Source organism: Deltaproteobacteria bacterium (genome assembly GCA_040223695.1).
Taxonomy (GTDB): domain Bacteria; phylum Desulfobacterota_D; class UBA1144; order Nemesobacterales; family UBA2774; genus JAVKFU01.
In genome coordinates this window covers 206,358-227,422 of record JAVKFU010000017.1, presented here as the reverse complement: position 1 = coordinate 227,422, position 21,065 = coordinate 206,358, and the positions used below count along the sequence as shown (strand labels likewise).

At 50.1% G+C, this 21,065-nt stretch carries 18 protein-coding genes; 4 read left to right on the top strand and 14 right to left on the bottom strand.

The features are described 5' to 3' along the window. Nucleotides 1–19 precede the first annotated feature (19 nt). On the top strand, nt 20–775 hold the full coding sequence (locus RIG61_08945) for an RDD family protein (protein MEQ9619286.1): 756 nt from the start codon (nt 20–22) through the stop codon (nt 773–775). A gap of 7 nt (nt 776–782) precedes the next feature. Beyond that, nucleotides 783–2,045 (top strand): glutamate--cysteine ligase, encoded by a 1,263-nt coding sequence (gene gshA / locus RIG61_08940; protein ID MEQ9619285.1) that lies wholly within the window; start codon nt 783–785, stop codon nt 2,043–2,045. 128 nt (nt 2,046–2,173) lie between these two features. On the opposite strand, the gene clcA is transcribed toward gshA, so the two are convergent. The 6 genes from clcA to RIG61_08910 form a co-directional block, all read right to left on the bottom strand. Further along, nucleotides 2,174–3,538 carry a H(+)/Cl(-) exchange transporter ClcA gene (clcA, locus tag RIG61_08935; protein MEQ9619284.1) on the bottom strand — a complete coding sequence of 455 codons (1,365 nt, stop codon included), beginning with the start codon at nt 3,536–3,538 and terminating at the stop codon, nt 2,174–2,176. 232 nt (nt 3,539–3,770) lie between these two features. After that, nucleotides 3,771–4,199, bottom strand: coding sequence for a PPOX class F420-dependent oxidoreductase (locus RIG61_08930; protein MEQ9619283.1), 429 nt, complete (start codon nt 4,197–4,199; stop codon nt 3,771–3,773). Between the two features lie 92 nt (nt 4,200–4,291). Then, on the bottom strand, nt 4,292–5,674 hold the full coding sequence (gene argH / locus RIG61_08925) for an argininosuccinate lyase (GenBank protein MEQ9619282.1): 1,383 nt from the start codon (nt 5,672–5,674) through the stop codon (nt 4,292–4,294). 211 nt (nt 5,675–5,885) lie between these two features. Next, entirely contained in the window at nt 5,886–6,353 is a 468-nt protein-coding gene (locus RIG61_08920) for a peroxiredoxin (protein MEQ9619281.1), read from the bottom strand. A 70-nt stretch (nt 6,354–6,423) separates the two neighbouring features. Beyond that, on the bottom strand, nt 6,424–7,665 hold the full coding sequence (locus RIG61_08915; protein ID MEQ9619280.1) for a glycosyltransferase: 1,242 nt from the start codon (nt 7,663–7,665) through the stop codon (nt 6,424–6,426). Continuing rightward, the gene (locus RIG61_08910) at nt 7,662–8,324 is read right to left on the bottom strand and encodes a DUF5752 family protein (protein ID MEQ9619279.1); all 663 of its coding nucleotides are present in this window, start codon (nt 8,322–8,324) and stop codon (nt 7,662–7,664) included. Before RIG61_08910 ends, RIG61_08915 begins: the two co-directional genes overlap by 4 nt. Before the next feature lie 139 nt (nt 8,325–8,463). On the opposite strand from RIG61_08910, the gene RIG61_08905 reads away from it, so the two are divergent. Further along, complete coding sequence (locus RIG61_08905; protein MEQ9619278.1) at nt 8,464–8,973, top strand: nitroreductase family protein; 510 nt, start codon at nt 8,464–8,466, stop codon at nt 8,971–8,973. A gap of 44 nt (nt 8,974–9,017) precedes the next feature. Here the strand turns inward: RIG61_08905 and RIG61_08900 are convergent, their stop codons facing one another. Genes RIG61_08900 through RIG61_08890 form a run of 3 tightly spaced genes read right to left on the bottom strand, consistent with a single transcriptional unit; the run spans nt 9,018 to nt 12,263 of the window. Continuing rightward, the gene (locus RIG61_08900) at nt 9,018–9,935 is read right to left on the bottom strand and encodes a sucrase ferredoxin (protein ID MEQ9619277.1); all 918 of its coding nucleotides are present in this window, start codon (nt 9,933–9,935) and stop codon (nt 9,018–9,020) included. 29 nt (nt 9,936–9,964) lie between these two features. Continuing rightward, nucleotides 9,965–11,119 carry a thiolase family protein gene (locus RIG61_08895; GenBank protein MEQ9619276.1) on the bottom strand — a complete coding sequence of 385 codons (1,155 nt, stop codon included), beginning with the start codon at nt 11,117–11,119 and terminating at the stop codon, nt 9,965–9,967. A gap of 4 nt (nt 11,120–11,123) precedes the next feature. Further along, nucleotides 11,124–12,263, bottom strand: a complete 1,140-nt coding sequence (locus RIG61_08890; GenBank protein ID MEQ9619275.1) for an acyl-CoA dehydrogenase family protein — start codon at nt 12,261–12,263, stop codon at nt 11,124–11,126. Nucleotides 12,264–12,355: 92 nt separating this feature from the next. Here RIG61_08890 and RIG61_08885 point away from each other — a divergent pair, with 92 nt between their 5' ends. Beyond that, the gene (locus tag RIG61_08885) at nt 12,356–13,327 is read left to right on the top strand and encodes an ROK family protein (protein ID MEQ9619274.1); all 972 of its coding nucleotides are present in this window, start codon (nt 12,356–12,358) and stop codon (nt 13,325–13,327) included. Here the strand turns inward: RIG61_08885 and tilS are convergent. The 5 genes from tilS to katG all read right to left on the bottom strand — a co-directional run bounded on the left by tilS (nt 13,324) and on the right by katG (nt 20,925). Next, on the bottom strand, nt 13,324–14,634 hold the full coding sequence (gene tilS, locus RIG61_08880; GenBank protein MEQ9619273.1) for a tRNA lysidine(34) synthetase TilS: 1,311 nt from the start codon (nt 14,632–14,634) through the stop codon (nt 13,324–13,326). The two genes, RIG61_08885 and tilS, sit on opposite strands and share 4 nt — an antisense overlap. Before the next feature lie 28 nt (nt 14,635–14,662). Beyond that, complete coding sequence (locus RIG61_08875) at nt 14,663–15,352, bottom strand: DUF502 domain-containing protein (protein MEQ9619272.1); 690 nt, start codon at nt 15,350–15,352, stop codon at nt 14,663–14,665. A 3-nt stretch (nt 15,353–15,355) separates the two neighbouring features. Next, on the bottom strand, nt 15,356–15,640 hold the full coding sequence (locus RIG61_08870; protein MEQ9619271.1) for an integration host factor subunit alpha: 285 nt from the start codon (nt 15,638–15,640) through the stop codon (nt 15,356–15,358). A 22-nt stretch (nt 15,641–15,662) separates the two neighbouring features. Continuing rightward, entirely contained in the window at nt 15,663–18,074 is a 2,412-nt protein-coding gene (gene pheT / locus RIG61_08865; GenBank protein MEQ9619270.1) for a phenylalanine--tRNA ligase subunit beta, read from the bottom strand. A 646-nt stretch (nt 18,075–18,720) separates the two neighbouring features. Next, nucleotides 18,721–20,925, bottom strand: a complete 2,205-nt coding sequence (gene katG, locus RIG61_08860) for a catalase/peroxidase HPI (GenBank protein MEQ9619269.1) — start codon at nt 20,923–20,925, stop codon at nt 18,721–18,723. Nucleotides 20,926–21,065 lie beyond the last annotated feature (140 nt).

Below are 21,065 nucleotides of genomic sequence, written 5' to 3'. Positions count from 1 at the left end.
ACAAGCATTCGGGGAATTATTGGATATTCCTATAAAGCCCGCCGCGGGAAACGACCCGTATAATGATGAAAGTCCTTTTGTGGAAAAGAGAACTGCTGCCGGATATGAAACCGGAGCCGGAGTTGAATCCCCTGAGTCTAAAGAGTTCTCTAAAGAAAAGGAGGAGGATGTATCAGCCGGCTCGGGGAAAGGATATCATTCAGCAGATATGGCACCCGGGGAGAATTCATCCAACGATGAGGAGGAGTATCCCAGCATAATATCGGACCCCTTCTTGCTGGACGAAGACAACGAGGGTTACAGAAGGGATGATTTAGGAAAACCGAGGGAAAGTTACGCTCTCGAGACCCAGGTTTTCAATCTTGCAGGTGTTATGACACGAGGAGCGGCTTTTATAGTTGATATTATTATTATCACGCTTACGGCGTTTATTTCGGCGCGGGCGGGTCTTTATTTTGCCGGAGGATTTGGTGCGGAAATCTACGGCTCGGACAGAGTCCTTACCCCGCTCTATTTAGCTCTTTTAATTCTGGCATCCACATACTTTGTTTTCCTTCACGGACTCACCGGAACCACGATAGGAAAGATGCTGATGGGTATTAAATTGATAAATAACGAAGGAGATAACGTAGGTTTATGGGATTCTTTCGTCAGGTGGGTGGGCTATTATGTGTCTGCCTCATTTCTGTTTGCCGGATTTTTCTGGTCGCTATTCGATCGGGAGTCTCAGACCTGGCATGATAAGATCGCAGGGACTTATGTTGTGAAAGATTGATTTACTCATGAAACAGATTATTGAACTGAACGATAAAATTTCCCGCAATAAGGACAAACTTGAATCCTGGTTAGAGAGTAAAACCGAAGAATTGTTCATACCGCTTTATTCATCGGTAGACCTCAGGGTGTCGGATTATAAGGTCTCCCCTGTTGATACGAACATTTTCCCCGCGGGTTTCAATAACCTTTCGGAGACCTTCAGAGACAGGACGTCAATGTTGTTCAAGAATTATTTCGAACGGAAGCACCCGAAGGTTAAATCCATTCTGATCGTTCCCGAGCTTCATACAAGAAATACGTACTACTGGGAGAATATATCGGTACTCAAATCGATCCTTGAGAAGGTGAATTACAGTGTTGAAGTGGGGATCGTGAGCGACGACTTCGGTCAGGATGAGATCGTTTTCAAGGCTCAAGGGGGAAAAGAAGTATATGCCGGTAAGGTAATGAAAGAAGACCATAAGGTCTTTACTTCTAAAACGGTCCCGGACTTACTGCTAATTAATAACGACTTTTCCGAAAAGTGTCCGAAGACTCTGAGGGATATACGGCAGCCGGTAGAACCGCCGATTGAAATAGGCTGGCACACACGGAGAAAGAGTGTGCATTTTGAGTTCTATAACAAGCTTGCGGGGGAGGCGTCCGAGGTTTTGGGTATAGACCCGTGGATTATCACGATCGAAACTTTATCCGCAGAGGGCGTGGATTTTGATGATCCCGGAGACCGTGAAAGGGTGGCACGTATCGCGGATGAAATGCTTGAAAAGCTGAGGGGGGAATACAGACAGAGGGGGGTTTCCGAGGAGCCTTACCTGTTCCTCAAGAGCGACTCGGGCACGTATGGAATGGCTGTTATCAGTGTTTCGAGCGGGGACGAAATACGTTCTCTCAATTCGGAGAGTAGGAAGCGTATGAGGGTCAGCAAGGGCGGAAAACCCGTGAGGGACATAGTTATTCAGGAAGGTATTCCTACCGCTTTAAGGGTTGACTCCGAAGTGGTCGGAGAGCCTGTATTCTATATGATAGAGGATAGGGTAGCCGGTGCGTTTCTAAGGCTTAACAGAGGAAAATCCGAACTTGAAAATCTTAATTCCAGGGGTATGGAATTTTCACCTATCTACAATGGAAATGAGCTCGTAAAAGGCATTGATAAGAACGCGGTCTTCTCTCCGGCGCAGGAACTGGTTTCGTGTATTGCGAGTATGGCGGCTGGGTATGAGATTGAGAAGATACTGGAGGAGGGTGGGTGCAAGGAGGAGGTATCTTAAAACGCGCGTTTCCATTCTTTAATTAGTCAACAAGCTGATATGTGTGGTTATCGATTCGTCCCGATTCAAACCTGAAGGCTCTTTCCTTAAAAAAATTTTTCTATGGTCCGCCAGCGTCCGGAGACCATTCACAATATCTTGTTTTTCGCCAGATTTAAGGTTCTTTTCAGGAGCACAGTATATATGGGCTTTCCGCCCAACGCCTCGGCCACGAGTGTTGCCGTAAGACAGGTTAGGATCAGGGGTAAAATCATATCGTAATTCCCGGTCATTTCGATCGTCAGGGTTATTCCGGTGAGAGGGGCCCTCACCGTTGCGCAAAAAAGGGCGGCCATACCGGCTACCGCAAATAACTCGGGACGAACAACGAGATCGGGAAGCCAGAAATGCGCGAAGTGGCCGAACCACATGCCGAACAGTGTGCCGAGCGCCAGCATGGGGGCGAAAATGCCGCCCGGGGCCCCGGAGCCGTAGCTTACCATCGTCGTGCCGAAACGGGCGGCGAAAAGTACGAGAAGTATCATTACGGGTATAGAGCCCGAGAGCGCTCTGGGTATAACGTCATAACCGCCGCCTATAGTGTCGGGATAGAGCCATGCTAGAAGTCCTATGAAGGCGCCCACGTAAAGGCCGGTAAGCTTAAAAGACCAACCCTTTAAATTAGTGAAGAAGTTAAGGGTTTCTATCAGAACTTTATTGAAGACGACTCCGAATATCCCGAATACGAAACCGAATATAAGAAAAAGCCAGAGCGATGCCAGTGGAGGCACTTGCAGCATTGCCATGCTGATATCCGGGCTTTGTCCCATCAGGGAGCGGAGCGCAATGTCTGAAGCTGCGCAGGCGATAATTACGGCCTGGACGGAGAGAAAATTGTATTTGAATTCCGGTCTCATCTCCTCGAAGACGAATAAAATCCCGGCAAGCGGCGCATTGAATGCCGCCGAGAGCCCTCCCCCTGCCCCCGCGGCTATAAGCGCGTGAGTCTCATCTTTGGCCGCTTTAAAGAAGTCCGCGATCATCTTGCCGATATTGCCCCCCATCTGTATTGTAGGCCCTTCTCTTCCCAGCACCAGGCCGCCTCCGAGGGACAGAATTCCGGCGAAAAACTTGACCGGCAGAACCCTTTTCCACCTGACAGGCCTTACGTCGTCGAGCGCGCCCTCAATTTCCTGAACCCCGCTCCCACCTGTTTCGGGCGCTATCCTGCGAACCAGCAAAAATGCCAGGAATACCATCACTGCCGACAGCACTACAGAGGTCAGTAGCGGGAGCCCGGGCGTATCCGAGACATGGCTCATAAGCATTTCCCTGAATCCGGCGATCTGATCAAGCACAATCTGAAATACGGCTCCGATTAAGCCTGTCAGGGCTCCTACGATGAGGGCCCAAAACAAAACGGGACTGCTCCTCTTCTCCGCCGAGAGGAATCTGGACATGATTCTGCTTATGTATGAGGATTTCTTAGGTTCTCGCTCGGAATGAAACTTCATTGCTGCCTCCACGGACTGGTACGGTTTGAAAATCTATCGAACTTCCCTCGACAGACGGATCATCAACTAATCGGAATTGTTAATAATTATGTTTCTTATACGATTTTAAAGCAATAGTAAAATTTGACGGGGAAGGTCTTGGCCCCTGACGAAACGCTAGGCTGTGGATTCTGTATCGTACCACTCGTCATTCCATTTTCCGTTTATGTGGAGTCCCGTGTCTCTAAAGGATCTACCAGCTGGCTACGTCTTTATGGGCCAGTATTTTTGTCGGGTAGATTCTGACCAGGATTTCCCCTTCGGACGAATTTCGTTTTCCGTATGCTTCCGCCTGCTCTTCTCCCATATAACGGCCTCCGATGCGGGTGGCCCACTTGAGAAGCTCGTCGGGGTCTTCGGAAAAAGAGACCGTTCCCTCGATCATTACATACGAGTAGGGGGGCGTCTGGTCGTCTACAGTCAGGCATACCCTCGGGTCTCGCCGCATGTTGTCGGCCTTAACGGAGTCCCCGCCAGTGCTAAAGATTAATGTCTCTCCGTCGAGGTCGTACCAGATGGGTACGACATGGGGACGTCCGTCCTTTCTCACGGTCGCAAGTTTCCCGGTCTTTGTGCCTGTCAAAAGAAATTCTCTATATTCATTTTCGGTCATTTCTTTCATACGGGAACCTCCTGATTACCGAAATTTGATAAAACTACTGGAATTGATAGAACAACCGATGAGGGAGGCAGTTCGTCAGGATTTTTTTGCTCTTACCACTTCGCTGTCTCTTTTTTTCCTTGCGCGATCATTTTAACGACATTCTCCCGGGCGGTTCCGCCGTGGGAATTTCTGTTCTTGATTGATCCTTCGAGAGTTATGTATTCGAAGAGGTCTTCCTCAAAAAGGTTCGAGAACATGCGGTACTCCGAGACGTGCAATTTTACAAGCTCCCTTCCCTTCTCCTCGGCATATCCGACTATCCTGCCCGTAACCTCGTGCGACTGCCTGAAAGGCATACCCTTCCGGGTCAGATAATCGGCGAGGTCCGTTGCGGTAATAAAACCGGCTTCGAGCGCTTTTCTCATATTCCCGTGCTTGAACTCTATGTTGCCCAGCATTTCTCCCAGGACTTCAAGGGATGATTTTACGGTGTCCGCAGTGTCGAACATCGGCTCCTTATCCTCCTGCATGTCACGGTTGTAAGAAAAGGGCAGCCCTTTCATGACGGTCAATATCGATACGAGGTTCCCGTAAACCCTGCCGGTCTTTCCACGGATCAGCTCCGCCATATCAGGATTTCGCTTCTGGGGCATGATGCTCGAGCCGGTGGTGAATTCATCGCCCAGATCGACAAAGTCAAATTCCTTGCTCGACCACAGGACGAACTCCTCCGATAACCTGCTCAGGTGCATCATCAGATTCGCCGATACGGATATGAATTCAACAATAAAATCCCTGTCGCTAACAGTGTCTATGCTGTTTTGGGTGACCTTGGGGAAATTGAGCGCCCTGGCTATGAATTCTCTGTCTATCGGGAAGGTGGTTCCCGCGCCCGCCCCCGCACCTAGCGGCATTACGTTTACTCTTTCCAGGCAGTCAAGATAGCGTTCCCTGTCCCGCTTTATCATTTCGTAGAAGGCCAACAGCTGATGGGATAGCAGCACCGGCTGCCCTCTTTGAAGATGCGTATACAATGGAAGCACGGCGTCGATATTTCTATCCGCCAGGTCGAGTATGGTCTCTGCGATAACTTTTAAGAGCAGGGTTATTTCATTGATTTCGCCTCTCAAATAAAGCCTCATATCGAGCGCAATCTGATCGTTTCTGCTCCTTCCGGTATGAATTTTCCCGCCCGTCTCGCCGATCTTATCGATAAGGCGTTTTTCGATATTGAGGTGAATGTCCTCGTACTCCTCTCTGAAAGGAAACTTGCCCGATTCTATCTCTTTTTCTATCTGCTTGAGTCCCTTGATGATTTTTTCGGAATCCTTTTTCAGTATAATCCCCTTTTCGGCGAGCATTCTGGCGTGTGCGATGCTTCCCTCTATGTCTTCTCTATAGAGTCTTCTGTCGAAATCGATCGAAGCCGAAAATTTCTCCGCTATCTTGTGCGTTCCTTTTTTAAACCTGCCAGCCCATGGTTTTTTCAGCACGCCGTTCCTCCTCTATATCTCATTATATTACCGTGAATTTTGCCGTCATTGAACCCAAGGATTCTGAAACTATATCATGAGGGGCATGTTAATATAAGGGCGGAATTAAAACAGGGGCAGACAGGGATTTGCCGGCGGTAGCGGCGTATGACCAGCCCGGAAGCGCAATTGATTTCAGGCCAGGCTTACAAGAATTACTATCTGGCGACTCTTATTTCTTAAGTTTTTTAAGGGCGTCGAGCGCCTCTTCGACGTGTTTGCGGTAGTTGAGCTGGGATGAAAATATGTGCCTTACTATTCCCTCACTGTCGATTACGTAAGTAACTCTGCCGGGAAGTATGCCGAGCGTTTTAGGAACCCCGTAGAGCTCTCTCACGGAACCTGCCTCATCGCTAAGCAGTTTGAACGGGAGGTTGTGCTCGGAAGAGAAATTTTTGTGGGAGCTTGCGGAATCGGAGCTTATTCCGAATATCTCGGCGCCGTCTGTTTTCTTGAATTCCTCGTAGCTGTCCCTGAAAGCGCAGGCTTCTTTTGTGCATACCTTCGTATTGTCCTTTGGATAAAAATACAGGACCACAGGCTTTTTGCCGATATAGTCTTCAAGGTCCACCGAGTCTCCGTTCCCCGATGGAAGGGTGAACAGCGGGGCGCGGTCACCTGTTTTTATTGCCCTGGCCAATTATTCACAGTCTCCGTTTTAGTATGGATTAGAATACACAGAGATCAGATTTCCTTAGTGTACAAAAAGCTCAGCTTAACTCGATGGTGTCAGGGTTTCCTTTATGGAGTCCTATTATAAGAGATAAATACTCCCGGAGCTGCCTTGTTATCAGAAAATTCCTGCGGACAAACTCTTTCGCCTTTTTTCCCATTTCCCCTCGTTCATCCGGGTGTTTAAGGAGGTATTGGGTCCTTAGGGCCGCTCCTTCGGGCGTGCTTACAAGAAAGCCCGTGTGATTATTAATCACCTGAAGGCGAATACCGCCCGTGTTTCCGCCGATTACGGGTTTTCCCTTCCACATTGCCTCCGAGACAGTCAGGCCGAATCCTTCTTTCGTCGATTTTTGAAGTACTATATCCGAGAGTCTCTGTAGCGCATTGATTACACGGTGCGCGTCCGGGGGCAGGAGCAGGACGTGGATATCCGGGTCTTTCCCGGCGGTATCGTAGACTTCTCTCAGTACCTCTTCTCCTTCGGGGTCGTCCGTCGCTCCCCCTCCTGCAAGGACGAGCTGAAGTGAAGGGTTCAGTTTCTTTGTAATCCTGTAGGCTTCGATTACCCCCACCGGGTCTTTAAACCTGTCGTATCTGGATACCTGAAGCATTACGGGCCTCTCGGGATCGATGGAGAACTCTCCGTATTTTGATTCTATTTCACTTTTTTCGAGCTCCGTGTTTTTTTCGCTAAGCGGATCAATGCTGGGCGGTATCAGATACTGGTTATGCGGAAGGGGCTGGGCATAGTCCGCAAGAGAGAAGATACTGGCGTTATAGCCCTGGACGTATTCACTTAAATAATTCCAGACCGGGGGGTAAGGATTGCTCGCGTCAATATGACACCTCCATATCCATTTCCCCTTTCGTTCGGGGCAGAGCGTTAGAAGGGGCGCGGGCTGGGGATCGTGGATTATTACAAAGTCAGCGTCCTGAAGCTTGCCGCGAAGCTCCTCCGCATTGGCTTCGTTTGTCGCCTCATAGGCTCTGAGAAGGTTGTCCGGGATGTCCACAGGATTCCCCTGAAGGGCGTTGTGCATACTTTTTGTACATTGATAGAATTCGTTTTCGCCCGTTATGACTTCCCAGCTCGTATCAATGCCTAACTCATTCATTAACGGAACGAGCTTCATCAGTATCTCGGCAACTCCGCCTCCGATGCGGGTGGAATTCACGTGCACTATTCTGCTTCCCTTAAGAGGTGCGGAAAGCTGACTCAGGTGCTCGATAACGTCTTTCCCGCCCGCTTTCGCGTAAGATTCCAGTAAATCGCTCATTTGCCCTGTCTTTTTAAATATCCGTTCAGTGTTGTTTTGAGACGCTCTCGTATGTCGGTCATATTCAGAAAATAAGGCTCAATAGCGGAGACCAGCGCCGAAAGCTCCCCATAGCCGTCGCCTATATCCGAAAGCCAGGCACTGAAATCGTTCGTCCTGTTTTCTGTGCGTCTCGCGGCATTTATGAAATGATAGAATACGCTTCCGTCGGATAGCTTGTCTATCAGGCCGGGTAATTCCTCGGGTTTGTTTATAACGCAGTCGGTATCGAATACGACTACCTGGGCCCGGACGAAGTAAAACTGCTCGTCCTGCCTTGAGGCCGGGGCTGTTTCGCGCTCATACAGGCATTTCTCTATTACGTCGATCAGTTCGGCCCTGAGTTCCTCCGGACTGCTTGCATGCGAAGGATCTATAACGCTCAGGCGCTCCGCAAGCTCGGCGTCGTGAAGATTTTGATAGGCCCACTCAGCGAAGTCGTTATTGTATTCCGGGTCCGTAAAACGGGGGCGGAATTTTCTGCCCCAGTAGTGATAATAAATAGATTCCGGGTGAACGGTTAAAAGTTTATCCCGGAGCTCGTTCAAATTCTGCGCGTGCTCTCCCGTCGCTATACGTAAAAGGGCGCAGTCTTTTACGTGAAAAGGGTTTATTTCCATCTTATTTGGAGTCATAGTTGGAGGGTTAGTATAGAGAGTTTTTAGAAATACTCAATGGGGAATCCAGGTTTAATGATATATTTGTTCTGGTACGGTCAGAGATACTTTCACTACAAAAGATGATAATAGAGGTGCGAAAATGGATGTGTTCGAATGCGTGAAAACACTTAGCTCGGTGAGGAGTTATGTTAAAAAGGATGTGCCGGAGGAAATAGTCGGAGAGATCCTGGAGGCCGGACGGCTCGCTCCGAGCGCTCACAACGATCAGCCCTGGGAATTTATACTGGTCAGGGATAAGAAGAAGCTGAAGGGCTTGGAGGAATTCTGTATAAGCGGGAGGTTTGTATCCGAGGTCGATTTCGCGGTTGTTGTGTTGACCGACCCTTCGTCCAAATGGCACGAGATAGACGGCACGCGCGCCGTGCAGAATATGGTTTTAACCGCCTGGGGGCATAGACTCGGGTCCTGCTGGATAGGAAGGCTGGATAGAAAAGGGCTTGCGGAGTATCTCAATATTCCGAAAGAGCTTCATGTGTTGACGGTTCTTCCCTTCGGGTATTTCGATGAGAGAATGATCAGCGGTACAAAATTCAGGAAGGCGCCTAGGGAGGTATTTCATCTCAATATGTACGGAGGCAGGATGGATTAGCTGCATCGCTTATTTAATTATCAGATAATTGAGAAGACGGGGGTTTAATCCGCCGGGCCTGTTTTGAAGTCTTTAAGTCTGTATTGAGTTACGTATGATGTTTTCTTGTCTCCGCAGTTTTTAAAGACCCTTATTTGATCTGCAAGTTTTCTGATTTTCATCTTGTATTTAGTTTTTTCGTCTTTGTAAATGAATTCAACACTTAATCCACGCTTGGTTTTCTTGTGTTTTTTTAGCGGACATATGGCTATCTCACTTATTCCGGTTTCCTTTCTGAGGAAATATTCCGCTGCCTGAACTTCCTGTTCATAGCATGTGCGTCCCCTGTAATTCCGAATATTGATATGCCCTTTTTTATATTCTTCGATTAACTCCTCGGCCCTTCTACCCTCTCTGATGCCCCCGTAATATAAACCGTGAGGGAAGCATATGAAGGTGGACGCAAATCTGTGCCCTCCGATGTGTATGGTCTGCCAGGTATCAGGGCCGTGCACGCCTTCGGCGATGTCCAGATAAACCGGCATGCCGAATTTACCGCAGCAGGTGTCGTATTCACCGTTTGTGCATATGAGGAACAGGGGCTCCTTTCTCAGATTTGAATCACCTTTCAACAACGATTTTATATCCAGTCGAAGGAGGTCTTCATAGCCTTCAAGCGTCAGTTCATACAGGCGGGGACGGGATTCCGTGGAAAGCGCGATAAAAAGCTTGATGCCCTCTTCTGTGGCCTTTTGTTGTTTAATGAGCTGGAGACGGGAGTTCTTATAGGTTTTAAGATAACGCTTGATTCGTTTTTTGACCTTCCCGGGAATTTTACTGTCCTTGAAAGCGTCTCCGGTCCAGTGCCCTCCGTACTCCAGCAGGAACCATGTTTCCACTCTGGGGGCAGTACCGAACATCTCCTCGTCTGATTCGAGAGAGAATATACTGCACGGATGTTTATGTTTATTTCTTTCGCTCAATTGAGGTTCACCGGCTCAGCGTGAAAAAATTATATCCGTTCGATTATCGTGGCAGTCGCCATTCCGTGTCCTATACACATTAACTGAAGTCCGAATTGACCTCCTGATCGTTCGAGCTCGTGGAGGAGCTTCGTCATGAGGAGGGTCCCTGTAGCGCCAAGCGGGTGGCCGTGAGCTATTGCTCCCCCGTTCGGATTTACCCTGCTCATATCGGGTTTTAGCTCACTTGCCCACGCGAGTACTACGGAGGCAAAAGCCTCGTTTATTTCGATAACATCCATATCTTCCAGGCCGAGTCCGGCTCTGTCAAGGACTTTCTCTGTCGCGGGGATTACCTCCAGGAGCTGCATTGTGGGATCGCCCCCTAAAACGACTCTGGCGCGGAATCGGGCGCGGGGTTTCAGACCGTCCGCCCGGGCGGTTTCGCTGTCGGCGATCAGGACCGCGGCAGCCCCGTCGGATATCTGGCTCGCATTTGCGGCGGTGATGACGCCGTTTTCTCTGAAAACCGGGGAGAGGGCCGACATTCTGTCGAGATCAGGTTTGAATCTTATGCCCTCGTCGTAATCCAGTAAAAAGGGTTTGCCATCCGCGTCAACGCCGTTTACGGGCATGATCTGTTCTTTGAAATAGCCCGATTTTGTGGCGAACGCGGCTCTCAGATGACTCTGATACGCGAATTTATCCAAATCCTGCCTTTTGAGTCCGTATTTCTCGGCGATTCTTTCCGCCGATTCGCCCTGATGAATGAGTTCGTATTTCTTGCCGATAACGGGGTTAAGATTCTCAAAACCCCCTCTGATATCGGAGAACATCGGCACACGGGTCATGGACTCGACGCCTCCGGCTATGACGTAATCCGCGTCCCCTGAAGCGATTGACTGCGCTCCGAAATGGACTGCCTGCTGGCTTGAGCCGCACAGGCGGTTGAGTGTCGTGGCGGGAACAGATGCGGGGAGCTCGGAGAGGAGCACGGACAGTCTTCCGATATTGGCGCCCTGTTCTTCTACCTCCGTTACGCACCCCGTAATAACGTCGTCTATTTTCCGGCCGTCTATCCCTGTCCGGCTCAATAGACGATTGATTAATTGCGCGTATAACTCGTCTGGCCTGATATATCTGAGCGCCCCGCGGTTACGCCCCGCAGGGGTGCGGAGCGCGTCTATGATGACTGGCTCTCCCATAGGTTCAGTCCTTTGTCAGCTCCTTTACCATTACAACGCGCTGTATTTCGTTTGTGCCTTCGTATATCTGAAGCACCTTCGCGTCGCGCATTAGCTTTTCGAGCGGATATTCTTCGGAGTAGCCATAGCCGCCGTGTATCTGGACGGCTTCCGTCGCGGCCCACATGGCGGTATCCGAGGCAAAGGTCTTGGCGTAGGATGCTTCGAGCGTATTGCGCTCTCCCTTGACCGTTTTCCAAGCGGCGTTATATGCCAGCAGTCTCGCCGCCTGAGTCCTCATACCCATGTCCGCTATTTTGAAGCTGACCCCCTGGAAGTCGAGTATGGGACGACCGAAAGCCTGCCTTTCTTTAGAGTAGCTTATACATTCATCGAGCGCGCGCCGGGAAATTCCGACACCCATGGCGGCTATCACGGGGCGGCTATGGTCGAATACCTCCATAGCCAGTTTAAACCCCTGGCCTTCGCCGCCCAAAAGGGATTCCGCTCCAAGCTCGACCTCATTAAAAACAACTTCGCACGCGTCACTTGCCTTCTGGCCCATTTTAGCGAGCTTCTTCGATACCTCTACCCCCGGTAGATCGCGGTCTACGAGAAATGCGCTGATCCCTCTGTGGCTCGCTTCTTCAGGGTCGGTTTTGGCGAAAACCACGAAGAACCGGGCTTCCCGGGCGTTTGATATCCAGGTTTTCTGCCCGTTTAGTATGTATCTGTCTTTTTTCTTTAGCGCGGTAGTTCTCATTGAAATTACGTCCGAGCCGGCGTTGGGCTCGGTTACGCAGTAAGAGCCGTAGGCTTCCGCCAGAAGCCCGAGATATTTTTTCTTTTGACCGTCGTCACCGGCTATGATGATCGGCTGGGCCGTGAGGGTGTTGACTGCGATTCCGCCTACTGTGATCCCGGCGCATCCCCATGCGAGCTCCTCGGCTACTATTATCATCTCGATTGCCGAGAGTCCCGAGCCTCCGTACTCTTCCGGGATTACGACATTTATGAGGCCGAGCTTGCGGGCCTTTTCCTGAATTTCATGCGGGAATTCCGCTTTTCTATCGCAATAGTCGGCAGCGGGGGCTATTTCCTTCCTCGCGAACTCCCTCGCAACGCCTCTTATCATCTTTTGTTCTTCGGTAAAGTCGAAGTCCATTTGTTTTTCAGGTTCCCTTTCCGTAATATTTTCGGTCCGTCATTCATATTGTACAGTATAGAGTGAAATTTTCAGCACGAAAGGAAGAGGTTATGGAAAAGAGAGTAATCGGTATAGATGTAGGCGGCACCAACCTCAGGGGCGCCCTGGTTGATCAAAACGGGAAAATACTGAGACGGGAGAAAATTGCCTCGGAGGCCCACGACGGTATAGAGGCCGTTGTGGAAAACCTTGTCGGCCTGATCAACAAGCTCAGCGAAGGCGAGAGCCCCGCGGGAGTGGGATTCGGCATTCCGGCAATAATCGATTCAAAGAACGGCGTAATTACTCAGGCCCCTAATATTTCCAAAGCGGAAAATTATCCGATAAGGGATGTATTAAAGCGGAAGCTGGGAGAGGGTCCCCTTGTGATAGTGGAAAACGACGCCAATTGCGCAGCCGTGGGGGAATGGTGGCTGGGGGCGGGAAAAGAGGTGGGCTCGCTCGTAATGCTGACGCTCGGCACGGGCGTCGGGGGCGGAATAATTCTCGACGGAAAATTGTGGAGGGGCGCTGACGGCATGGGAGGGGAAATCGGGCATACCAAGATTTATCCGGACGGGGCAAAATGCAATTGCGAGAATTACGGGTGCCTTGAAATTTATTCCTCCGCTTCGGCTATCAGAAGGATGGTCGGAGATATACTCGAAGACCCTAAAGTTGAAACCGTACTCACGGAGGAGGTCAAAGGCATTGACCCGGGCAGGATACCCGAAGTGGTTTCCAAAGCTGCCCTGGGAGGGGACGAAGCCTCGCTCGGAATATGGGATGAGTTCGGGAAGGCGCTCGGGATAGGTATTGCGAATGTGGTTAATATTCTAAATGTGGAGATGGTAGTGATAGGAGGGGGCGTATCTCAGGGATGGGAGATGTTCATAGACCGTACAAGGTCGGAACTTAAGAAGAGGGGACTCAAGGCTCCCGCGGAGAGGGTAAGGATTATGAGAAGCGTGCTCGGGGACGACGAGGGGATCATAGGCGCGGCCTACTTGGTTTTGAACGCCGGGGATAGTAATGGGGGCTAACCGGGGAAAAGCCGGGGTCTCGTAAGTTTGAATCTGAGCGCCTCTTTACCCTTATTCTTCAACTTGAATCTCTCGTCGATCCTGAGCCCTCCGAGCCACATAATCTCCCCGTTGCTTGTAAAAACCGGAATTCTATACCTCAAAAAACGCGGGATTTTGCAATCTATAAAATAATTCTTCAGCTTTTTACGGTTCTTCATTCCAAGGGGGATAAACCTGTCACCGGGTTTAAAGCTTCTTACCTCAATCGGGAACTCAACCGCTTCCCGAGCCAGATAAACAAGATTTTCGCTTTCCTCCGCTAAGGATTCCGCTCTTGCCTTTTCTATTTCGACTTCGAGTTCCGGGAAGCTCCATTTTCCTGTTGACGGTATGGTATGCGAGAATTCCCGTTTAAGCCCGGATTGCGAGGTGACGAGAAAATAGTCGTATCCCTTGGCGACGGCGATGCCTCCGGGGAAAGAGACTTCGCCTGACGGAGCGGCTGAAGTAAGGAATTCATCCGCCGAGATCAGGTGAACCGATGATACGTTTTTGAGGCTCGCCGTGTGGTCGAGCGCCAGTCTCAGGACCGACATTCTGAGAGCTGCGTGAAGGCGCTTATATTTTTCTAACTTGCCTGTCAGTTCTTTTTCGTCTTTGCTGAATATGCGTTTGAAATGTTTTTCCCCCTCCCGTTTTATGTAGTCGTCTTCAAGCCTCAGGATGTCGGATGTCCGCGCGAGCGTCTCTTTTATTTGGGGGTTATAGTTCTTTAGCTCGGGAATAAGGTCAAGTCTTATCCTGTTTCTGAGGAGTGTTCGCAGCTCGTTTGTCGAGTCCTCGATCCAGGGGATGCCTCTTGATCGAAGATATTCCTCTACCATGGAGCGGCTCGTGTCAATCAGTGGTCTTATTATATGAGGTTTCGAGACGGGAGGGATGCCGGAAAGCCCGGGACGCCCGCTTCCCCTTATAAGCCTCATCAATACGGTCTCGGCCTGATCGTCGAGCGTATGGGCGGTCGCAATTTTAGAGGCGCGGTGTTTTTCCCTGACCTTATGGAAGAACTCGTATCTGAGCGCTCTCGCCGCCTCTTCTAGGCTTAATTTTGATTTCTCCTTGTATACGGGTGTGTCTGCTTCCCCGTACTCAAACTGGAGATTTAACGAGTCCGCAATCCTGCCGACGAATTCCGAGTCCCTCTCTGCTTCATTTCCCCTTATTCCATGATTCAGGTGTGCGACTATAATTCTGGGACGGTAGTCGCTCAGCTCATTAAGAATATGAAGGAGCGCGATGGAATCCGCCCCCCCTGAGACACCCATTACTACCTTTTCTCCGGGAAGGAGCATGTCATATTTTTGGATAGTTTTTCTTACCCGGGCCAGCATTATCTATATTATTGGCGGCAAGTCCCGCGGACATTATTATCCTGAACGCGTCCTCTATGGTTATGGAAAGCTCCTTGACGTCCTCTTCGGGAACCATTATATAATACCCGCTGGTAGGGTTGGGAGTTGTAGGCACAAAGATGCTGACGAGTCTCTTCTCCGTCTGGTTATGATGCATTCCAGGCTCAAGAGTCCCTGTTATAAATCCGATCGAGTAAATTCCCTTTCTGGGATACTGGAACAGGGCTACCCTTTTCAGCTTTTTCATTCCCGTGCCCATGAACAGCGTCTCGATAACCTGTTTGGTGGCTATATATATGGTTCTTGCCAGGGGAATCTTCGATATTATGCCCTCTCCGAAGTTGACAAGCCTTCTGCCCACCAGATTTCTGGCTACCGCACCGATGACGAGGACTATTAAAAGTGTTCCTATAAGGCCTATCAAGAATGCTACTATTTCATGGATTCCCCGGGGTAGTTCTCCGAGTGGGCTTCCGAACAGTTTTGATGGGGGTGCGCTTACAAGGGATACGATCCACGAGCCAAGTATGTATAATATCCAAATGGTAAGACCGAATGGTACTGTAACCAGAACACCCGTTAGAATGTTTTGCTTGAAATGGCTCTTGAAGTTACTATAGATCTTGCTCATTCATCAAGCGGTTTGTTTGTCTATAGCATCGCGGAGGAATCTGCTGGGTTTAAATACAACCGCTTTTCTCTCGGCTATTTCGATCGTCTCCCCGGTGGCGGGGTTTCTGCCTTTTCTTGCCTTCCGGTTCTGGACACGGAAGCTTCCGAATCTGGGCAGTTTTATTCCCTCGCCGTTGCCGAGCCTGTCTTTGGCGATTTCAAAGAAGAACTCTACTATCTCGGCCGATTCTCTTTTGGATAAGCCTATTTTTGTATGAATAACATCTGCGAGTTCTTTTTTTGTCATTATTCTTACTCTCCTCTCTTAGCTATATTGTACGCAATTCGGCTCCGATAGCCAATTGAAGGTTTTTAAGGGTTTTCTTCTGCACTTCGTTAATGTCTTCATCGGTCAGTGTTTTGTCCGAGGCTCTGAGCTGAAGTGACACGGCAACGCTCTTTTTTCCTTTCTCTACAGGGCCGCCGGTGAACACGTCGAATACCTGAGCGTCTTCGATTAACTCCGAGCCTACCCTGTCTATCTCTTCGAGAATACTGCTGACAGGGATTTCATCATTCACGATAAGAGCAATGTCTCTCCTGACCGAAGGGAATTTCGGAAGCCCTTTAAATAACCTTTTCCTGTCCTTCGATTTGGTTGCGGCTTTATCGAGGTCGATTTCGAAAACATATAATTTTTTTGAGATTTCGAGTTTTTCACTCAGGTCGGGATGCAGCTCTCCGATGAAGCCCGCTTCCTCATCTCCAATCATTATTACAGCTGATTTTCCCGGGTGGAGAAATCCGATTTCCGGAGTGCGTCTGAAATTTACGCTTTCCCGAACAGACAGCGCATCAAAGCATTTTTCAAGAACGCTCTTTAGGTCGAAGAAATCAAATTCCTCCTTATCCCAGAATTCCGGCTGTCTCCTTCCGGTTGCAGCCGCAGCTAATTTTGTAATTTCTTTCGGCAGATTACCCTCTTCCGTCGGGAAAAAGACCTTTCCTGACTCGAACAGTCTTACATCCTGTTCCTGGCGGTTCAGGTTCAAAACGGTATTACGTATTAGGCCGGGCAGCAGGCTTGTCCTCATAGCCGAGCTTTCCCTCGTCAGAGGGTTGAGGATTCCGAGCGACTCACTTTTGCTGAAAAGGCTCAAAAGCTCGTTGTCGTCGAAACTGTAATTAATCACTTCATAAAAACCGTCCGACATGAGGATTTGTTTGATCCTGTCCCGAGTAAGTTTGTCTTTGCCGACCCCCTCTGATCTCATCAGTACCGAAGGCAGAGTCGTTGAAATATTGTCATACCCGTGGAGCCTGGCGATTTCTTCTATTAAGTCTATTTCTCTTGTCAGGTCCACCCTGTACGTGGGTATCCTGAAGGTGAACTCTCCGTCCGAGGAATCGGTGCTTTCCAGTCCCAGTCCCCGGGTTATTTGAATTATTTTTTTTGAGTCTATGTCTGTTCCCAAAAGGGAATTCACGCGCTTTAAAGACAGCTTGACTTCGGCGGGTTTGATTATAGCCGGGTATTCATCCACTCTGCCCCTGGCTATCTCCCCGCCCGCGAGTTTTCTTATCAGCTCTGCGGCCCTGTCCAGCGCGTCCGTTATGCCGTTCGGGTCGACGCCCCTTTCGAACCTATAAGAGGATTCGGACCTGAGCCCTGTTTTTCTCGATGTTTTTCTCACGTAGAGAGGCTCGAAATAAGCGCTTTCGAGTAAGATGTTTTTCGTGCTTTCTGATACCTCCGTGTTGGCGCCGCCCATTACGCCCGCAAGAGCAACCGGTTTCTTCCCGTCGCAAATAAGAAGGTCGTCCGGAGTGAGTTTTCTTTCGGCGCCGTCAAGCGTCTCGATTACCTCTCCCTCTCCAGCCGACCTCACCACGATCTTTCTGTCTTCAATGAGGTCATAGTCAAAAGCGTGGAGGGGCTGACCGAGCTCGAGCAGGACGTAGTTCGTTACATCCACCACAGTATTGATAGGTCTGATCCCCGAGGATTCGAGCCTCGTTTTAAGCCAGAGCGGGGAAGGCCCGATCCGGGCGTTCTTTATTATCCGGCAGGAGTACCGCGGGCACTTCTCACGGTCAAGAAGCTCTACCTTTACGAGGTTCTGAATGCCTTCTCCGGATTCGGATACGGTTAAATCGGGGAATTTTACTTTGCCCCCCAATATTGCAGCCGCCTCTCTCGCAACTCCTACGACGCTCAGGCAGTCGGGACGGTTGGGGGTAATTCCAATCTCGAATAAAACATCTTCAAGCCCGTACTCATCCACAAGCCTTTTTCCCGTCTCTGCCGATTCGGGAAGAATCATGATTCCATCCCCTTCCTCTCCCAAGCCGAGCTCATTTTCGGCGCACAGCATCCCTTCCGATACTTCGCCCCTTATCTTTGCTTTCTTTATTTTGAGTCCGTCGGGGAATTTCGGTCCCGGGGGCAGAGTGGTGCCGATTTTCGCAAGCGCAACCTTATCGCCCGCTTTCATGTTAGTTGCTCCGCAGACTATGTTATAGCGGTTCTCGCCGTCTGAAACGTCGCAGAGTGAGAGTTTTGTAGCGTCCGGGTGTGGTTTAATATCAAGGATTTCCGCCACTACCACATTTTCAAGCCCTTTACCCCTGTGCTCGACCGATTCCACCTCGAGCCCGGCCATGGTGAGCCTCTCGGCCAAGTCATCAGGCGAAATATCAAAATCGACGTATTCTCTAAGCCAGCTTAATGTAAGTATCATGTTATAGCGCGGACAAAATTAAATAATCACATATTCTTATAGCCGGGTCAATAGTGGTCCCATAGGCACACACGTAGTGTGTTTTCTGAAAAAATCCGTGTGTTTCCCGAAAAGACCACCTTATGTGTTTTTCGAAAAGTTAACGTCCTTCGATTGGACTCAGGACGAGCGGGCTGAAATGAAGAAAGATGCACGATTCAGGATTCGAGATAGAGTGCAAGAGATGAGATTGCAGTGGCTCCTTCGGAGTCGGGCATTGACAACGCGTTAGAAATACTTCTTTTCCTGGATGAAAAGAAGCAAAAATCACCGACTAAACAGAAATAGCTAAAAATAAATTACTACGTCTAAAATATTTTAATTCCTCCCCGGTAGGCAAGGGCATCCGATTCCTCACTTGATCGAAATCGTTCTGTAATGTCGGGAAAGGGTAAGGATAAAAGGATACATCTTTTGACTGGGTTCAGGATTATGGGATTAAAAGAGAGGGAGACCTAAGTCCCTCTCTTTTGTTTGCTTTAGAAATTATCTTCAGCCAAGTTTATTCCGAGTGAATCGATGGACTCAGAATGACTGGACCTTCAAGTATTGCCGAGCCCAGCAACAGAAAATGATTAGCCTTTCGGCCAGCCAAACAGCACTGAAATCAGGTCAGGTCGAAGCGGTCAAGGTTCATCACCTTAGTCCACGCCGCCACAAAGTCCTGCGTAAACCGCTCTTGAGAGTTCTCACATCCGTAGACTTCAGCGAGAGCCCGGAGCTCTGAGTTCGAACCGAAGATGAGATCGATACGGGTACCGGTCCACTTGAGTTCGCCTGTCGTACGATCACGGCCTTCAAACACTTCCTCGGCCTCCGAAGTCGCCTTCCACGTCGTGCCCAAATCGAGCAGGTTGACGAAGAAGTCATTGGTGAGCACCTCCGGGCGTTTAGTGAAGACGCCATGTTGGGACTGACCGAAGTTAGTGTTAAGTACACGCATGCCGCCAACGAGAACCGTCATCTCAGGAGCGGTCAGCGTCAACAGTTGCGCCCGGTCAACCAACATTTCCTCTGCCGATACGGTGTACTCTGTCTTCAAGTAGTTGCTGAATCCGTCTGCAGCCGGCTCGAGGTAGGTGAAGGATTCCACATCGGTTTGTTCTTGCGACGCATCGGCACGTCCCGGTGTAAAGGGCACTGTCACTTCGTGACCGGCATTCTTCGCCGCCTGCTCGATGCCTGCGCATCCGCCCAGAACGATCAAGTCGGCGAGTGAAACCATCTTACCCCCGGTCTGGGCGTCGTTGAACTCTTTTTGGATGCCCTCAAGCGTCTTCAGCACTGCCTGTAATTGAGCTGGATCGTTGACTTCCCAATCCTTCTGCGGCGCAAGGCGAATACGTGCACCATTCGCGCCGCCGCGTTTATCGGAGCCACGGAACGTTGATGCTGACGCCCAAGCGGTTGATACCAGTTGAGACACTGACAGTCCTGAGGCAAGGATATTACCCTTCAGTGCAGCGATGTCCTGATCGCCAATCAGCTCATGCGTAACGGTTGGGATAGGGTCTTGCCAGATCAGCTCTTCCGCTGGCACCTCCGGGCCGAGATAGCGTGTGCGTGGACCCATATCGCGGTGCGTAAGCTTGAACCACGCCCGGGCGAAGGCGTCTTTGAACTCATCCGGATTCTCGTAAAAGCGTCTTGAAATCGGCTCATAGATAGGGTCCATCCGCAAGGAAAGGTCCGTCGTAAGCATGAATGGTGCGTGACTCTTCGACGGGTCGTGTGCATCCGGCACCGTACCGGCGCCTGCTCCATCCTTCGGTTTCCACTGATGCGCACCGGCTGGGCTCTTCGATAGCTCCCATTCGTAGCCGAACAGGTTCTCGAAGTAGTTGTGGCTCCACTTTGTCGGCGTTGTAGTCCATGCGCCCTCGAGGCCGCTGGTAATAGAGTTGCCTGCATTGCCGCTGCCGAACGTGTTTTTCCAGCCTAGTCCTTGCTCCTCAATGCCCGCGGCTGCGGGTTCCGGGCCAACATACCGGGTTGGATCGCCGGCACCATGGGTTTTGCCGAATGTGTGTCCGCCGGCAATAAGCGCGACAGTCTCTTCGTCATTCATAGCCATGCGTCCGAAGGTCTCGCGAATATCACGGGCTGCCGCGAGAGGATCAGGATTTCCGTTTGGACCTTCCGGATTCACGTAGATCAGTCCCATCTGAACGGCGCCGAGGGGATTCTCGAGTTCCCGGTCGCCGGTGTAACGCTTGTCTCCAAGCCACTCGGCTTCAGAACCCCAATAGATGTCTTCCTCAGACTCCCAAACATCCTCACGTCCGCCAGCGAAACCGAATGTCTTGAAGCCCATTGACTCGAGGGCGCAGTTGCCGGCGAGGATCATCAGATCGGCCCAAGAGATTTTCTTGCCGTATTTCTGTTTGACCGGCCAGAGCAGCAAGCGTGCCTTATCGAGGTTCGCATTGTCAGGCCAACTGTTTAGCGGCGCAAAGCGCTGGCTGCCGGAGCCTCCGCCACCACGGCCGTCGGCGATGCGGTAAGTACCGGCGCTGTGCCACGCCATCCGAATGAAGAGCGGCCCATAGTGACCATAGTCGGCTGGCCACCAGTCCTGGGATGTGGTCATAAGATCGAAGATGTCTTTCTTTACTGCATCCAGGTCGAGGGTCTTGAACTCTTCGGCGTAGTTGAACGCGTCGCCCATAGGATTGGATAAAGAAGAGTGTTGGCGGAGGATGTTCAATTTCAACAGATTCGGCCACCAGTCTCGGTTTGAAGTGCCACCACCAGCGCTGTGCTTTGACATTCCACCTGTAAACGGGCACTTGGTTTCACCGTTAGTATTCATATCTCCTACAATACTGTCGTGAGCTGTATTAAGCGTTTTTTTCTTAGTCATTTTAGACCTCCCTACTATTTAGCCCATCTGTAGAATAAACTTATTGGCTATAGTTGTCTAATATTATTTGTCTATGTATTGTATAGTTA